This is a genomic window from Bacillus cereus group sp. MYBK216-1, assembly GCF_051916495.1.
Classification (GTDB): domain Bacteria; phylum Bacillota; class Bacilli; order Bacillales; family Bacillaceae_G; genus Bacillus_A; species Bacillus_A thuringiensis_K.
On the sequence record NZ_JBQAGT010000003.1, the window covers coordinates 250,506 to 266,838 of the forward strand.

A 16,333-nucleotide genomic window follows, 5' to 3' on the forward strand; every position below is an offset into this window, starting at 1 on the left:
GATGAATTAATATTACTATTCAAATAGTTTATCCAATAAATTTTGAATTTCACGTCTGCTTTTTTCTGTTTCCTTTTTATCAATTGCATATTTATTAAACTCAATAATAAGAACATCACCTTTTTTTACAGTAGAAGGGAGTGTGAGCCTTGGTACTTCAATTGTTATGTTGTTAATTATAATAGATACAGCTCAGATATTGCTGAATTAGATACGAAATCATAATTCGACTATGAAATAAGCAACTTAAGAAATTTTAACATAATCTGGAATGAAAAGAATGTGTAATAGTGTGTTTTTAGCTTTTAATTGCTTTATTGGGTATAGAGAAACAACGTAAATAAAAGGGCATGCAGTCGTATCTGCAGCCCTTTTTAGGAGGAATTCAAGATACTATTAGGACACGTATTGGTAAACAGGTTCAAAAATAGTATGTGTGAAAAGAAAAAGTCCTATACCAAAAGTAGACAGGACCTCATCATTTTTACATTTTAAAAAATGAAATTCTGTCCTTTTGAAATCAGTACAGCACACACTTGGTTTGAAATGAAATTAGAAAAAGTATACATGAAAATGGCAGACAACTATTTTGTTGCCTGCCGGTGCCAGTGGGTTGAATGAGTTAGTCAATTCAATAAATTGTGCTATCCCATTACCAGAAGAGTGAAGCCGCTAGTTCAAACGGCTTAGACATAGTTTGTCTAATAAAGAAAAAATTATGAGTAGAAATTTTGTTTGCTCTATATGAAAAGATAAATAGATATTCATCAGACAAGGATAATTTAGCATATCTTGAATAGGGTGTAGGAACGAATTAAAGAAAGGGATATTTGTTTAGGAAGGGACTGACTCAGGAGTGGGACTTTCGGACAGGGTTTGGAGAGCGGTGATTGCCTTTGGCATTGCGACTAATATCGTTGCTTGTATAATGGCAGTATACATTCAAAAATATGAGCTAATGATAAATCATCTTACAAATATTTTATTTTTAATAATTATCTCTTTAACGTTTATAAAGATGAAAATTAACAGATGGGTGGCTTTAGGATTTACATTAGTTGTAATAGAGAAAGGTATTAAAGCGGGCTATGACTTCTACACACATAATTATTATAGTGTCAGTTGGAGTTTAGCTATCATTGTCTATTGCATATACGAGATGGAAAAGTATCATATTGAAATAAACGAATAGGTGCAACAAAAAGGTGTTAGTAGGTGGAATTCTTTTGAAAATACTATAAAAAAGACACTACAAGAGTGTCTTTTTTTTGAAAATACTCTATAATTAACTTTGGGGAAGGTAATGTTAGAGTATTCGTTTAGCATTATCTTTATATTTGATAAACCATGAAATCGAAAGATTTTGTGGTTTATTTTATGAACAATAGATATTACAGTATTGGCAGTGAGTTATTAATCATTTTAAGCATTAGGGGAGAATGGATTAAAAGTCTAACATCGAATAACGGTTCCGGAATATAGTGTTGCGAAATGATCTCCCATATCCCAAACGGTACTTGCCTGTATATAGCCCTTAAAGCCTTCTGAAGAATAATAAATCTCTTTTGGTATACTTTCTTTAGTTTGGAAATGTGCTTTAGAATACTTTACATAATGGTTTTTAACAAATTTTGCTTCTGGAACAATAGTGTTTTTTTGTTCCAATTTTGGCCTAGCACTAGAAGGTGGTATGAATTTTACTTTGTCTTGGTAATTAGGATCTAAGGTGTCAGCTTGTACACTGTGTGACGAAACAAAGGTGCTTAGACTACTTCCCGCGATTAAAGTTGCAAATACTAACTTTGAGAATTTTGTTAATCTACTCATTCTATAATCTCCTTTTTATTATTTTGTAAGGTATCTCCTTACACCTCACAGTCTATATCCACTACAAAAGGGTGTACATACATATTGATAGACAAAATTCTACAAAATACCGCATGTTTTTGGGATTTATGTATAATAATCCAATGTCTAATAATCTATCAAAAGTAAAAAGGTAGGTCTTATATAAAAGAAAATGAATAATTTATGCAGGTAATGTATATGGAATTATTGTTTAAATATTCTAAAATGAGTTGATAAAGATGTTGGTAGGTTTTTTGGAAAACAAATAATTCCCTAGGTGAAATTTGGAAGGAAGATTCTCTGTTAGAGTTTTTATAAGGGAATTCATTTTCGTAGATTCAAAATGTAAAAATAACTAAAAGAGCAAGTGTTTCAATGGGTAAAAAGCTATGTTGAGTCTTTTTTCTCTGTCGGTGGTCGTCTAATCAATGAAATGACGGATGCTTATGATAGTTTGTGTCTAGCAACATTCGTGTATAAACGAATGAATTAAGAAAAGGGTGAAATATTGGATAACTCGAAATGGATGCCTTTAAGTAATGTTGATGATGATGAGGAAATTTGGGTAGGAGCAAGAGTTAGGTTGTACAATGTTGGTATGAATAGAGAAAATAATTTCTATGAATATATTATTTCTTATATCTACGACAACACTAACTACTTACAACTAACTAATTTAACAACAGGAAAAGCAGGTTATATTATTTGTGTCATTGAAAAAGAATTACCAAATAATTATGCTTTGGGCAGAACATTAAAGCAAAGAATAGGTTTAGAAAATGCCTATTTTAGATTTGAATAATCAACAAATAAGGGAAGCACCAACTCTAAGGTGTCTTCCCTTATTTAATACTTTTTATCAATAATCAATATTAACAGAGCCTAAATAAAAAAGTGAGAAAAATGATAAACACTCTTCTCACTTTCATCAATTAGGGTGGCATATACATAAATATGCGTTTGGGTGGATTTTGGATGAAAAATCCACATGCATAGTATAACAAAAAAATTATGGCTTTTCGCATGTAATATTGCATATAAAAAAAGAGTAAAGTTTTTAAATTTTAATATTAAAAACTTATATATATATGTTACAATATAATTCTCTAATTTATTTTATTCTCCTATTTAGAATTTATGTTTTAGTGATTCAATAAAATAAAAGTGGTTGTAATGAATAGATAAAACGATGAAGTAATACAGTTAGAATGGTTAAAAGACAGTTAAATATAAGTATTTAAAGAAATAAATGTACTTAGTTATATTTAGTGAATGTATTATGGTAAGAATTTCATCCGATTGGATTAGCGCTAAACTAGATTTTTATCCAAACAAATCCAATAATTATTTTTAAGTGAAGTATATGTTGCATCCAGTTTATTTGGAATAATTCGTAGTCTAATAATTGCTGAATCTAGAAAAATAACATATTCGAAAGGAGGACAGATAAAACTCTGCCTGTGAAATTTAAATCGTTAAATGTTAAAGTGAAGATAATAGGATGTAATTGTGGTTTCATTTCGAATGGTACCATAAATGAATGTGGAAAAATAAAGGAGAAAAATTTAAATAAACTATATAAGTAGTAAAAATGAAAAGGAGAAGTATCTAGTGTTTAATATAAAAGAAAGATTGGGACAAATAAAGCTTAAAACGAAGTTGTCTATGGCATTTATAGCAATATTAATTATACCAAGCCTTATCGTAGGAGTATCATCTTATAATAAAGCAAAAACAGATCTTAATGAAACAATTCTACAATCAGCAAAAGATAATATAAGTATTTTAGATAAGATTGTTGATGATGAATTAGAAAATAAGCATATAGATGTCACTCATTTTGCAAAAGTACTTACACAAGGGGATTATAATCCTGAACAATCGCAAAATGTACAGAGTAAATTTGATCAATATATACAGTTACATCCAGAGATAGAAACGATTTATACGGCATCCAGTAACAATCAATTTATTCATGCACCGGTTGGTAAAATACCAGAAGGGTTTAATCCGTTAGAAAGTAGTTGGTATAAGGATGCAGTAAAAGCAAATGGAGAGATTATTGTTTCATCTCCCTATAAATCAAAGTCTACAGGAAATATGGTAATTGCAATTGCAAAGCAAAATGCAGATAAAAGTGGTGTCATTGGCGTAGATTTGAATATTACAGATATCGTAAAAACATCCAAAATGATAAAAATTGGTAAACAAGGATTTGTATCTATAGTTAGTCAAGATAAAACTATAGTTGTTCATCCATCACTAAAGCCTGGAGAGAAATTAGAGAAAACTTTAGCGGATGAATTGTATAAGACAGAAGATGGAGTAATTACTTATAGCCTCAATGGCGAAGATCGAAACATAAGCTTTAAGACAAACAAAAAAATAGGTTGGAAAATAGCTGGCGTAATGCCTACGAAAGAAATTGAAGAAGCTACTAATCCTATTTTTTATAAAACGCTCACTATAATAGGGGCTTCATTATTGTTAGGTGGGATTGTAATTCTATTCATACTCAGATCTATAATTACTCCACTAAGACAATTAGTCATTTCAGCTCAAAGAATTAGTCAAGGAGATTTAACCGAGAAAATAGATATTCGTTCAAAGGATGAACTTGGTCAATTGGGTGGTAGTTTCAATACAATGGCAGAGTCGTTACGTAATATTATTTCTCAAATTAACACATCGGCAGGACATGTAGCTGCGTCTTCTGAGGAACTAACTGCTAGTGTAGAGCAAGCAAGTGTTGCGACAGAACAAATTACAAAAGAGATGGAAGAAATTTCGAACAGTGCAGAGGTTCAAAATAATGAAGTTGAGTCTGGAGCTGAATTAATTGGTGAGGTAACACGAAATATTCAATATGTAGCTGAGAATGCATCTGAAGTATCGGCTTCATCCATATACACAAAACAAAAAGCCAATGAAGGAGAACAATTAGTAGAACAAACTGTAGCACAAATGCAATCTATCCATCACTCTGTTTCTCAATCCGATAATGTAATAAAATTATTAGATAAGAAATCGCAACAAATTGGAAGTATATTAGAAGCGATTCAAAATATTGCGGAACAAACAAATTTATTAGCATTGAATGCAGCAATTGAAGCAGCTAGAGCAGGAGAACAGGGGCGAGGGTTTGCAATTGTTGCTGATGAAGTTAGGAAACTAGCAGAGCAATCATCCGAATCTTCAATGGAAATTGGAAGTTTAATTAAGGAAATACAAGCAGACGTACATGAGACTGTAAAAGCTATGAATGAAGTAGGCGTAGAAGTACAGTCGGGAATTAAGGTTGCGAATGATACAAAACAAAGTTTTTATGAGATTTCAAAATCTGCAAATGATATCGTATCAAAAGTGCAGGGTATGGTAGAACTATCAAATAAAATGACAACTGATGCAATGAAAGTTGATACATCGATTAATCAAATAGCTATGGCTGTAAAAGAAAATTCTTCAAGTATGCAAACGATAGCTGGTTCATCTGAGGAACAACATGCTTCTATGGAAGAGATAAATTCTTCAGCAATACAATTAGCACAGATGGCGGAAGAACTTCAAGAGTTAATTGGTGGATTTAAGATTTAAGTTGAGATTCTAGGAGAGAATGCTAGAATCTTGTTACAGAGTGGAAATGAAAAATCTTATAACATAGTAAATAAGTATAATATGTAATCTCTATGCGTATTGAACAGGCAGATAAGCCATTTAAAAACCCTCCATTTGGAGGGTTTTTAAATACATTTACATTAAATTTGTGGTGGCGCACCACCATAATCGCCAACACTATATGAAGGAGCAGGATAATGCCCATGAGTAGCAAGCTGATCTGTTTTAGAAAACTGAAAAATTCCCACCGTTAATACCCCAATAAAAGCAATGCCTGATAATAATAAGCTAATTTTTTTCATTATTTTAACACTCCTTTTGCGATTGATTTTTGTCTTGCTTGATAACAAATATGGAAATAGTCACTTACTTTTTGGTGGTTCTCTAATTGTCTACATTTTGTGGCAAATAATTCGGCGTATTCGACAACATATTCCCATAACTCTTCTTCCTCAAAGTATAAGATTCCTTCTTGAATGATTTTTTCTAATTCTTCCAATGGAATATTTTCGTTTAATCTTTTTAAAATAGAGAAGTGGTGTGTGTATTCTTCGTTATGAATTTTTCTGCAAATCTGTAATCCCTTATCAATGAGTTGGTTGGCCGTTGATTGTTCTCCTAATTTATAATGTTCCTTAGCTTGTAGGAAGATGGCCTTGAAGTGTGTAGGGATTTTCTCTGTTACTTCTGAAAGATGACGAATAGCTAAAGTAGACATACTTTGATCAGAATACAACCAACCCATCGTATTTTTTACGTATAACAAGGAATCTTCTTCCCCATTTTTTTGTAGTAAATCAATTGCACAATGTAGATATTCTTCTGCTTGTTCGTACTGTTTTAAATAGATACAGCAACCACCTAGCAAACTATTACAAAAGGCTGTTTTTACTTCATAACCTTCATACTTTGAAAAGATTGCTCTCGATTTATTTGCGTATTCGATAGAAGCGAGATTGTTATAGGTATGGTGATAGAAAGTAGCAATTCTATAGTAAAATTCGGCGTGTTCAATTTCATCTGGTATAGCTACCAATATTTTTTCTGCTAGTTTATAATGTTCCTCCGCCTCAGTATAATTTGATATAAAAGTGGAATGAATGGATTTGAAAAAATGATAATAGAATTGTAGAAATTGATCTGTAGGCATATCATAATCGCTAATAGTATCAAAACTATTTTGTTGAATACCAAGGCTATCTGTTAAGACCTTGTAACGAAATTCGAGTAGTGAATAGTATAGTAACAAATTTTGATCCTGATGCTCTTGATCCGGTTCAATGCTTAACTTATTAATTTTTTCATCAATTTTCTTTTTTAGATTAGTAGCTTTTATAACTTGCTGAGATAGCATAGATCGATACCAGTCGTTCAATAGAGAGGTTAATTGCTCATTTCCTTTTACTGAGACACTCATAATATACGCCCCCATTTTCTAAAAAAATCCTAATCCAATTTAATTATAAACATCATAACAAAATAGAAGAAAAAATGGAGTGATATTACAATATTTTTCAAGAAAATTCATAAAAAACAATCAATTTGTGTCGAATATACGTAGAATAAAACATCCAAAAATAATCAAAAGATGATATGAGTCTTTATACGTTCTATTAGGTGAACTAAGAAACTGTGATTGAAGATTTATGAAATTTCCTTATATATCAATTTAATAATGATTGGGGATTTAGAAAGTTCCATGGAAAGTACATATCAACCTGATTGGAAGATTGGAAATTTAATAACTAGTGATACATTTTACTTAACGCAACATTTTGGTGCGCAAATGAAAATTTTTAAAGTCCACACAAATGGTACCCTAGAACGATTCCAAACAATAGAACCAGAATTAAAATAAAATTTTTGCAGGATCGATTAAATTCATTCCTTGTTATGCAAACACATTTTCAGCGGAAATAACTTCTTTACTATTTTGCGCTAGACAGACTTTATAAAAAATGGTTACATTTCCTGATCTTGAAATAATCCTTTCAAATTACAATCCTACTTTTTCTAAAAATTTTACTGCATCAACAATATTTGTAGAAGTAATTGCTAAAAAATTTTTTTAAATAAAATTTATAAAAGCTTGATAGGCGATACCAAATGAAAATACCGTAGCTACTATATGTGCAGTCCATTTAGGCATATTTAATTTCAATACGGTACTGTACAAGATTCCATATACGATACAAATGATTAATATGAATGCAATGAATTGAAGAACTAATAAAAATAGCGGTTGTTCCATTTATTCTCACTTCCTTTATTTAATATATTAATATAATTTATTTAAATGTGAAAGTTATATTTCTATGAATTTCCAAAAAATGTGATATGAAAGGCATAGTAGTAATCACAAGAATTACTGCAAAACTATAATGGAACTAAAAGTATTATGACGAGATCAGTAAAATAGTAAAGAAGGTCGCGATTCACGGCGACCTTCTTTACTATGCGTTATACCCAAATAATTTTAAATCTTCTCCTGAATCTGAAATGATTTTCTCAAATCGTAATCCTACTTTTTCTAAAAGCTTTCCTGAGGCGATGTTATCTACAGAAGTAATTGCTACAATTCGTTTCATGCCGAGCTTTTGTACACCGTATTCGATTGTCGCAGAAGCTGACTCGTAGCCATATCCTTTTGAACGGAATGTCTCTAAAAAGGCAAATCCGATATCAACGTCTTCTAATGAATCTCTTTTAATAAGGCCACACATACCAAGTGGAGTGAGATCTTCTTTTCGTTCTACTAAGTAAAGGCCAAATCCGAGTTTGTTATACATATCGATGGGACCGTTTACAATATATTTTTTTGCATCTTCTAAGTTTCTAACTCCTTTGTCACCAATAAACTGAATCCATGCAGGATCGTTTACTAACTCAAGAATAAAAGGAGCGTCTTTTATATCAAACCAACGAAGGTTAAGACGCTCGGTTTCAAGAACTATCAATGATTACACCACCTTTAAAAAGTTATAACAATTAGTATGGATTGTGTAAAACAAAAGTGCAACATATTTTAGTGGGGCTTTGTTTGTTCACATAAAGTTCGTTTGTTTTGTATAGAGAGATATTTTATAATTAGGACTGATTGTAAAGAGTGAGATGCTTATACAATGACTCCTAGGTGACTAGGAGTTTTTACTATATAACTATCATTATTACTAAATATGACACACTACACATTCTACTCAAGGAGGTACATAATGAAGAAATTATATAATGCATCGTTTACGTATTTGATTATCGGTTTATTATCAGGGATTTTCGCTAGGGAGTATGGTAAGTATAAAGGGATTTTAGGATCTACTTTGTTAAATCTTTTGCATACACATACACTTGTACTTGGCTTTTTCTTCTTTTTAATTGCTTTAGGATTAGCAAAAGTATTCGCGTTTCATGAAGTGCAAGGGTTTAATAAGTGGTTTGTTTTACATAATATTGCATTAACATTAATGTTAGGTTCGCTAGCAGCGAGAGGGCTTCTTCAGTTAAATGGAGCTGACTTTAAAGGGTTAACTTATATTGTAGGATTTTCTCATTCGTTGATGGCAGGTACTTTAATTTGGTTTATGTTGTTAATAAAGAAATCGTTTAAAATGTAGTGAAAAAGAACTTGTAGCGTGTGCTGCAGGTTCTTTTTTGTATGTTCAGGTTTAATAATCTTATTTTTCTAATTATTTTGTATAAAGATGGTATACTTGTTTTAAAATTAAAAAGGAGAGTTGATTATGGAAATAACAATTGAACATGTAGTAAATGAATTAAAAGGCATACTTCCTGAAGATCGAGTAGTAATAAATATGATAGTACGAGAGTTACATAGTAAAGATGAATCTTACCATAGTAGTAGTTTACCTGATGTAGTTGTTTTTCCAAAAACGACCGAAGAAGTTAGCGCGATAATGAAAATAGCGATTCAGCACGGAACAGCTGTCGTTCCATTTGGAGTAGGGTCCAGTTTAGAGGGACATGTAATTCCTTACGAAAAAGGAATTACAATGGACTTTTCTCTTATGAACAAAATACTTGAAATAAGAGAAAAGGATTTTCTTGTGAGAGTACAGCCAGGGGTGACGCGCTCTCAGCTTAATAAAGAATTGAAAAAGTATGGATTATTTTTTAGTGTAGACCCAGGAGCTGATGCAACGTTAGGAGGAATGGCTGCTACAAATGCGAGCGGAACGACAGCGGTAAAGTATGGGGTAATGCGTGATCAAGTTCGAGATTTAGAAGTCGTTCTTGCTGATGGAGGAGTAATACATACCGGGAATTTAGCGGCGAAGTCATCATCAGGTTATCATTTAAATGGTATTTTCGTAGGCTCAGAAGGAACACTTGGATGTTTCACGGAGTTAACTTTAAAAGTATACGGTATACCAGAACATGTTATGGCTGCGAGGGCATCGTTTCCAACTATAAATGATGCAGTAGAAGCTGTAATTAACATATTACAAGCAGGTATTCCAATCGCGAGAATTGAACTCGTTGATGAATTATCTATGAAACAAGTAAATTATTACAATGAAACAAGTTACAGAGAAGAACCGACACTGTTTTTAGAGTTTCACGGCAATGAAGCAGGGTTAAAGCAAGATATTGAATTTACGAAAGAAATCGTTCTTGATCATAAATGTATAGAAATTGCGTTTGAGACGGAAACAGCAGCGAGAAATAAACTGTGGGATGCAAGACATAACTTAGCGTACTCTTACGTGCATAGTTATCCTGGTAAAAAGCTAATGAGTACAGACGTATGTGTGCCAATTTCGGAATTAGCTGGAGCGATTCAACATGCGAAAGAGGTATTAGATAAAGTAGGGCTTATTGGCGGTATTCTAGGTCATGTTGGAGATGGGAATTTCCATGTACTCTTAATGATTGACACAAATGATAAAGAGGAAGTAAAGAAGGCGGACGAAATAAACGAAAGTATCGTTCTGTATGCTCTTAAACGAGGAGGAACGTGTACAGGAGAACATGGCGTTGGAATCGGAAAACGAAAGTATCAAGAAGAAGAACATGGGGCGGCATTATTTGTAATGGAGAAAATAAAGAAAGCTCTTGATCCGCAAAATATTTTGAATCCGAATAAGGTGTTTCAATTAAAAGATAGGGGCTGATTGGATGAAAGTACTAGAAGCGATAAGTAATATAGCTGGAAAGTATTTTGCATTTTGGGTTATTTGTATGGCAGCTATTGCATACTTCATTCCCGTGCCATTTCTAGGGTTAACTAGTTACATAACGATTTTACTTGGGATTGTAATGTTTGGGATGGGATTAACATTAAAGGCTGTTGATTTTAAAATCATCGCTACAAAACCATTGCCAGTTATTATCGGTGTATGTGCTCAGTTTATTATTATGCCACTTGTCGCATACGTACTAGCCTACGTTATGAATTTACCAGCGGAATTAGCAGCTGGATTAGTGTTGCTCGGTTCAGTACCGGGTGGCACTGCATCAAATGTTATGGTTTATTTAGCAAAAGGGAACTTAGCGTTGTCTATTGCAATGACTTCATTATCAACATTACTAGCACCAATTGCTACACCACTCATTTTACTATTACTTGCAGGGCAATGGATGCCAGTACATGCTATGTCCATGTTTCTTTCTATCGTACAAGTCATTATTGTGCCTATTATTTTAGGACTAGTAGTGAAAAAGTTTTTCCCTCGTATCGTTAATAAAGGAATGACTGTTATTCCTTTAATATCGGTTGTAGCAATTATTATTATTGTTTCCGCAGTTGTTTCAGCAAATGTAAGTAGCATTACTTCTTCAGGACTTCTTATTTTTATTGCAGTGATGCTCCATAATGCTTTCGGTTTTTTGCTCGGATATATAACTGCGTTCGTACTTGGACTAGACGAAGGGACAAGAAGGGCTATTTCAATAGAAGTAGGAATGCAAAATTCTGGCTTAGGTGTTGCACTGGCGACAGCGCATTTTGGACCTGCTGCTGCACTCCCAAGTGTATTAGCGGCGGTATGGCATAACATTGCAGGACCAATTTTAGCAACCATCTGGTCAAAAAATGCAAAGAATACTTTCAGCGATGAAAATGTATTAATAAATATAGAAAAATAGGAATGATAAATAATGCAAAAACGTATTGTACATTTTGAAGGAATGGTTGTATTTTTAGCCACGATTTATATGTATTTGATATATGAGTTTAGTTGGATTATATTTTTTGTATTCCTTTTAGCGCCAGATTTATCCATGTTAGCGTATGGGATCAATAATCACGTTGGTGCGAAAATATATAATGTATGTCACACATATATCATATCCATATTAATTGTTCTAATAGGTGTCTATTTTAAGATAGATACCGTTATAATGATTGGCTTAATATGGACAGCACATATTGGAATGGATCGAATGTTTGGATATGGATTGAAATATGAGACGGATTTTAAGGATACTCATATTCAACGGTTATAATTTGTTTTGAGAAGAGGGGTACGTTGAAGCAGAGAATTGCTATCGAAGAATATAATGTCAAATGGGAAAGTGAATTTAATAAAATACACACTCTTATTAACAATGTAATGGAAGACAGCATTGTATCTATTGAACATGTTGGGAGTACATCTGTTAAAGGGCTTGCATCAAAACCAATACTAGATATTGATGTTGTAATAGAAGAGTTCGAAATTTTTCATGAGGTAGTAAAAAAACTTGAGAAGATAGGGTACTATCATCAGTTAGAATGGAGATTTAAAGGAAGAGAGGCGTTTGGAAGAAAGGATGCGTTCGTTCCATGGAACGAGGGAAATACAGTTTGGATGGAACATCATTTATATGTGTGTGATAAAAATAGTGAAGAGTTGAGAAGGCATATAGCGTTTCGAGATTACCTTCGTGAACATGACGATGTTGCTGCTGAATATGGACGTTTAAAGGAAGAGTTAGCGAGAGAGACGAAAAATCGATCTAGTTATATTGAGGGTAAGACCGTATTTATTACAAATATATTAGAAAAAATAAACTAAAGCAGCATGGAATACATGCTGCCTATTGTTTTGAAATAGAAAGCTGCCATTATAAAACAAATACAAACTGGCCCTGTTGATTGATGCGGTTACTAAATATAATAGGAAATAAAATAGAAAAGAGCGGAAAAGAGGGAGCTTATGTACATACCAAAATATTTCGCAATACAAGATGAAGAGATGAAGTACGAAATAATGGAACAAAATAGCTTTGCGACATTATTTTCTCAACATAACGGAGAACCATATGCAACGCACTTGCCGTTGTTATTAAATAGGGAGACCCTTACTTTACATGGTCACTTCGCACGGCCGAATGAACAGTGGAAAGATATTGGGACTCAGCAAGTACTAGCTATATTTCAAGGACCACATAGTTACATCTCTCCGTCATGGTATGAAACAAACAATGCAGTACCAACATGGAATTACGTTGCAGTGCATGTATATGGTGAATTAGAAATTGTTGAAGATGAGAAGACATTAGTAGATTCTCTTCAAGATTTAGTAAATAAATATGAAGATCCAGAGAGCACCTACTCACTTAATGATGTAGATCCGAATTATATGGGAGGATTAAGTAAGGGAATAGTTGGATTCAAAATAAAGATAAATAAAATAGAAGGAAAAGCGAAGTTAAGTCAAAATCATTCTGTAGAGAGACAGAATTTAGTTGTGGAGAAACTTGAGAAAGTTGGTAGTGAGGAGAGTAAGAGGATTGCGGAGTTGATGAGAAAATAAAGCCTACATGAAAGGGAAATATTCTAAATAAGCGTATTTAAAAAGACCTTCTTAATTGAAGGTCTTCCGTTTTTTAAAGTGCTTTTTCAGTTGTTGTTGAGTTGTAGTCTTTACTTACGTCAACGGATTGAACAAGGTCAGGTCTTTGTGGTGCAGGGGTGTCCCCAATGTTTAATGCTACATATCCTAACTGTGTTTTCGGTGTTTCTGAGGTGAAGCTTAATCCAAGAGTTGTGATGCTAATAACAGCTAAGCCAATGATGCTCAATTTAATCTTTTTCATTATATCAAAGCTCCCTTTTCTTCATGTTTTTTTCTTGCTTGATTGGCCATGTAAAAGTATTGACTAGCTTTTATATGGTCTTCTTTTTCATAAAACATATTTGCTAGAACATCAGTGTACTCTTGTATACATTCCCAAAGGTTTTCTGTTTTAAAGTAAGAAATTCCTTCCAAAATTATCATTTCTAAATCATTTATAGAAGTTTTATTATTTAGTTCTCTTAAAATCATGAAACGATATTGAAACTCTTTGTTTTCTAGTTTATTTGAAATGTTTAATCCTTTTTTTATAAGTTCTTTAGCCTGAGTATATTCTCCAAGCTTGTAGTATTCACGTGCTTCAACAAAAAGTGCTTTAAAGTGATTTGGTTGCTTAGTTGTAACCTCTGAAATATGACGCATTGCTAACTCTGAAAGGTTTTGACTTGCATATAGCCAAGCTAAATTATGTCGTACTCTTAATGATAAAGTCTCCTCTGAATACTTCTGTAGAATATTTAATGCTGAATTAAGTCTAATTTCAGCTTGTTCAAACTGTTTTAAATCAATACAAGATAAACCAAAGATGTTATCACACAAAGCAACATTAATTTCACAGTTTATATGTTTTGAAAAAATCGCTTTAGCTTCATTTGCAGATTGGATTGCTACTAGTGGTTGATATGTTTGATAATAATAGGAAGCTAAGCGGTAGTTAAATTCAGCATTCTCTAGTTCGTCAGATACGTGTATTAGCAGCTTTTTAGCGTTCTCGAAAAGGTGTTTTGCTGCATTGTAGTTTCCAATAATTGTATTGTGAATAGCCTTGAAAAAATGATAATAATAAGAAAATAGCCCATTCTCTGGAAGTGGGAAAGAATCAATTTTATTAAAATCATCTTTATTAATATTTAAACCATCTGTTAAAATTTTGTATCTGAAATTAAAAAGTGAATAATACAATTGTAGGTTTGTATCTTCTTCTGAATTAGAGATGATATTTTCAATATCTTTTTTTATTTTTGTTGCATGGGTAGTTTGATGCTGTAACATAGCTCTATACCAGTCATTAAATAATTTTGTAATTTGTTCATTACCTTGTAGTTGAACGTTCATGAAATCCCCTCACTTTTTGAATATTCTTATAAAATATAGTATCAAAAATAAAAATATTTAGAAATGATGTTTTATATTTCTCAATATTTGTTTAACAAGCTTACGAGTAAGTCTATTGGAATAGTGTAGAATTTATTTTGGATTAAAGAAATGGCATCGGGGGATGTGCATTTTAAAGTTTTAGTTGAGTAGGGGGATATAAAAAGGGTGCGTTCACACAATTTATATGAACGCACCTTTTTATATATTAAACAATCAAGTCCCACAAAAAGTACGATAAGGGCGATTCGTCGGTGCAGGCGGAATGCAGTATTCTTCTTGATCTGTAGAATACGCATAAGGGTTTGATAAAGCTTCAAGAAGTTTCTCCATTACGCTATAGTCGTCATTTGTAACAGCTGCTTCTAGTGCTTCTTCTACACGGTGGTTCCTCGGGATGATTGATGGGTTATTATTTTTCATCATCTCGTAGGCGTTTTCTTTCGATTCTTCTTGTTTTTCTAATCGAGATTGCCACAGTTTGTACCATTCTTTAAATTCAGGACTATCGAATAGAGGGGTATTTTCTAACGTATCAAGAGTTAATGAACGGAATGTATTAGTGTAATCTGCTTTATATTTCTCCATCATTTTTAAAAGTTGCTCAATAAGTGATTGATCTTGTTCTTCGTTGCTAAATAGTCCTAATTTCTTTTTCATTCCAAGGAACCAATGGTTTTCATACTGTACGCTAAATTTCGAAATTTCGTCTTGGGCGATTTTTAATGCTTCTTCTTCATCTTCGTGCAGAATTGGTATTAAAGATTCTGCTAATCGAGCGAGGTCCCATGCGGCCATATATGGTTGATTTCCATATGCATAACGACCTTGTGTGTCAATAGAGCTAAATACGGTTCCTTGATTGTAATTGTCCATAAATGCACAAGGACCGTAATCAATTGTTTCGCCACTAATCGTTATATTGTCAGTGTTCATTACACCGTGGATAAATCCAACAAGTTGCCATTTTGCGATAAGACTGGCTTGTCTTTTAATGACTTCTTGTAGTAATGCAGTATATCGGTTTTCATGAGCTTCAATTTCTGGGTAATGCCTTTTTATCGTATAGTCAGCTAGTGATTTCATGTCTTCTATTGAACCACGAGCTGCAGCATATTGAAATGTACCGACGCGTATATGGCTACTAGCTACTCTAGTTAAAATTGCTCCAGGTAACTTTGTTTCACGATATGTTGCTTCACCAGTTGTGACAACTGCTAAACTGCGAGTAGTCGGAATATCAAGTGCATACATTGCCTCACTAATGATATATTCACGTAGCATCGGACCGAGTGCAGCACGGCCATCTCCTCGGCGTGAATAGGGAGTAGGACCAGAACCTTTCAGTTGAATATCGAAACGCTCACCTGAAGGAGTAATTTGTTCGCCAATTAAAAGAGCACGACCGTCGCCTAACATATTAAAATGTCCGAATTGATGGCCAGCATATGCTTGAGCTAATGGATGAGCTCCTTCTGGGAGTGCATTACCAGCGAAAATAGCAATTTCAGCTTCCTTTTTCAGTTCTTCAGGGGTCAAGCCAAGAGATATCGCTAATGAATGGTTTAGTTTAACTAACTCCGGTGAACTTACGGGAGTAGGGGGGATTTCTGTATAAAATGATTGTGGTAAAGTCGTATAACTATTATCTAAATTCCAACCTGTTTCATTATTTTTAGTCATTGTATCTCCTCCTTTTT

19 protein-coding genes are annotated in these 16,333 nt (G+C 33.0%); 10 read left to right on the forward strand and 9 right to left on the reverse strand.

All coding sequences use genetic code 11. The annotated features are described in order from the left end of the window. Positions 1–15 precede the first annotated feature (15 nt). Entirely contained in the window at positions 16–183 is a 168-nt protein-coding gene (locus ACTFRH_RS11485) for a DUF3006 domain-containing protein (RefSeq protein WP_046945785.1), read from the reverse strand. Between the two features lie 673 nt (positions 184–856). Between ACTFRH_RS11485 and ACTFRH_RS11490 the strand changes: the two genes are divergently transcribed. Continuing rightward, on the forward strand, positions 857–1,192 hold the full coding sequence (locus ACTFRH_RS11490) for a hypothetical protein (protein ID WP_000524436.1): 336 nt from the start codon (positions 857–859) through the stop codon (positions 1,190–1,192). Between the two features lie 260 nt (positions 1,193–1,452). Here the strand turns inward: ACTFRH_RS11490 and ACTFRH_RS11495 are convergent, their stop codons facing one another. Further along, positions 1,453–1,827: a hypothetical protein gene (locus ACTFRH_RS11495; RefSeq protein WP_000088956.1), complete on the reverse strand. Its 375-nt coding sequence runs from the start codon at positions 1,825–1,827 to the stop codon at positions 1,453–1,455. A gap of 547 nt (positions 1,828–2,374) precedes the next feature. Between ACTFRH_RS11495 and ACTFRH_RS11500 the strand changes: the two genes are divergently transcribed. Next, a complete protein-coding gene (locus ACTFRH_RS11500) occupies positions 2,375–2,650 on the forward strand; it encodes a hypothetical protein (protein WP_003302147.1) in 276 nt (91 codons plus the stop codon). 809 nt (positions 2,651–3,459) lie between these two features. Further along, positions 3,460–5,442, forward strand: a complete 1,983-nt coding sequence (locus tag ACTFRH_RS11505) for a methyl-accepting chemotaxis protein (protein WP_000481854.1) — start codon at positions 3,460–3,462, stop codon at positions 5,440–5,442. A 161-nt stretch (positions 5,443–5,603) separates the two neighbouring features. On the opposite strand, the gene ACTFRH_RS11510 is transcribed toward ACTFRH_RS11505, so the two are convergent. Together ACTFRH_RS11510 and ACTFRH_RS11515 are read right to left on the reverse strand one after the other, a co-directional pair. Then, a complete protein-coding gene (locus tag ACTFRH_RS11510) occupies positions 5,604–5,765 on the reverse strand; it encodes a hypothetical protein (protein ID WP_000724107.1) in 162 nt (53 codons plus the stop codon). Next, entirely contained in the window at positions 5,765–6,880 is a 1,116-nt protein-coding gene (locus ACTFRH_RS11515; RefSeq protein ID WP_000116959.1) for a Rap family tetratricopeptide repeat protein, read from the reverse strand. The genes ACTFRH_RS11510 and ACTFRH_RS11515 overlap by 1 nt, the downstream gene beginning before the upstream one ends. Positions 6,881–7,138: 258 nt before the next feature. On the opposite strand from ACTFRH_RS11515, the gene ACTFRH_RS11520 reads away from it, so the two are divergent. Continuing rightward, positions 7,139–7,321, forward strand: a complete 183-nt coding sequence (locus tag ACTFRH_RS11520; protein WP_003302152.1) for a DUF5065 family protein — start codon at positions 7,139–7,141, stop codon at positions 7,319–7,321. Between the two features lie 210 nt (positions 7,322–7,531). Here ACTFRH_RS11520 and ACTFRH_RS11525 read toward each other — a convergent pair whose 3' ends face one another. After that, positions 7,532–7,714: a hypothetical protein gene (locus ACTFRH_RS11525; protein ID WP_000437510.1), complete on the reverse strand. Its 183-nt coding sequence runs from the start codon at positions 7,712–7,714 to the stop codon at positions 7,532–7,534. 202 nt (positions 7,715–7,916) lie between these two features. Further along, complete coding sequence (locus tag ACTFRH_RS11530) at positions 7,917–8,420, reverse strand: GNAT family N-acetyltransferase (protein ID WP_000636202.1); 504 nt, start codon at positions 8,418–8,420, stop codon at positions 7,917–7,919. A 255-nt stretch (positions 8,421–8,675) separates the two neighbouring features. On the opposite strand from ACTFRH_RS11530, the gene ACTFRH_RS11535 reads away from it, so the two are divergent. The 6 genes from ACTFRH_RS11535 to ACTFRH_RS11560 all read left to right on the forward strand — a co-directional run bounded on the left by ACTFRH_RS11535 (position 8,676) and on the right by ACTFRH_RS11560 (position 13,217). Then, positions 8,676–9,074, forward strand: coding sequence for a DUF2871 family protein (locus ACTFRH_RS11535; protein ID WP_000737895.1), 399 nt, complete (start codon positions 8,676–8,678; stop codon positions 9,072–9,074). Positions 9,075–9,200: 126 nt separating this feature from the next. Further along, a complete protein-coding gene (locus ACTFRH_RS11540; protein WP_000406568.1) occupies positions 9,201–10,592 on the forward strand; it encodes an FAD-binding oxidoreductase in 1,392 nt (463 codons plus the stop codon). A 4-nt stretch (positions 10,593–10,596) separates the two neighbouring features. After that, entirely contained in the window at positions 10,597–11,565 is a 969-nt protein-coding gene (locus ACTFRH_RS11545; protein WP_000865850.1) for a bile acid:sodium symporter family protein, read from the forward strand. A 12-nt stretch (positions 11,566–11,577) separates the two neighbouring features. After that, positions 11,578–11,925 (forward strand): DUF4260 domain-containing protein, encoded by a 348-nt coding sequence (locus ACTFRH_RS11550; protein ID WP_001172059.1) that lies wholly within the window; start codon positions 11,578–11,580, stop codon positions 11,923–11,925. Positions 11,926–11,948: 23 nt separating this feature from the next. Next, positions 11,949–12,476 (forward strand): GrpB family protein, encoded by a 528-nt coding sequence (locus ACTFRH_RS11555; protein WP_000813519.1) that lies wholly within the window; start codon positions 11,949–11,951, stop codon positions 12,474–12,476. A 141-nt stretch (positions 12,477–12,617) separates the two neighbouring features. Next, a complete protein-coding gene (locus ACTFRH_RS11560) occupies positions 12,618–13,217 on the forward strand; it encodes an FMN-binding negative transcriptional regulator (RefSeq protein ID WP_000275795.1) in 600 nt (199 codons plus the stop codon). Between the two features lie 73 nt (positions 13,218–13,290). On the opposite strand, the gene ACTFRH_RS11565 is transcribed toward ACTFRH_RS11560, so the two are convergent. The 3 genes from ACTFRH_RS11565 to ACTFRH_RS11575 all read right to left on the reverse strand — a co-directional run bounded on the left by ACTFRH_RS11565 (position 13,291) and on the right by ACTFRH_RS11575 (position 16,316). Beyond that, positions 13,291–13,500, reverse strand: coding sequence for a hypothetical protein (locus ACTFRH_RS11565; RefSeq protein ID WP_000721431.1), 210 nt, complete (start codon positions 13,498–13,500; stop codon positions 13,291–13,293). Continuing rightward, positions 13,500–14,594: a hypothetical protein gene (locus tag ACTFRH_RS11570; RefSeq protein ID WP_001102730.1), complete on the reverse strand. Its 1,095-nt coding sequence runs from the start codon at positions 14,592–14,594 to the stop codon at positions 13,500–13,502. Before ACTFRH_RS11570 ends, ACTFRH_RS11565 begins: the two co-directional genes overlap by 1 nt. Before the next feature lie 255 nt (positions 14,595–14,849). Next, a complete protein-coding gene (locus ACTFRH_RS11575) occupies positions 14,850–16,316 on the reverse strand; it encodes a protein adenylyltransferase SelO (RefSeq protein WP_000164913.1) in 1,467 nt (488 codons plus the stop codon). Positions 16,317–16,333 lie beyond the last annotated feature (17 nt).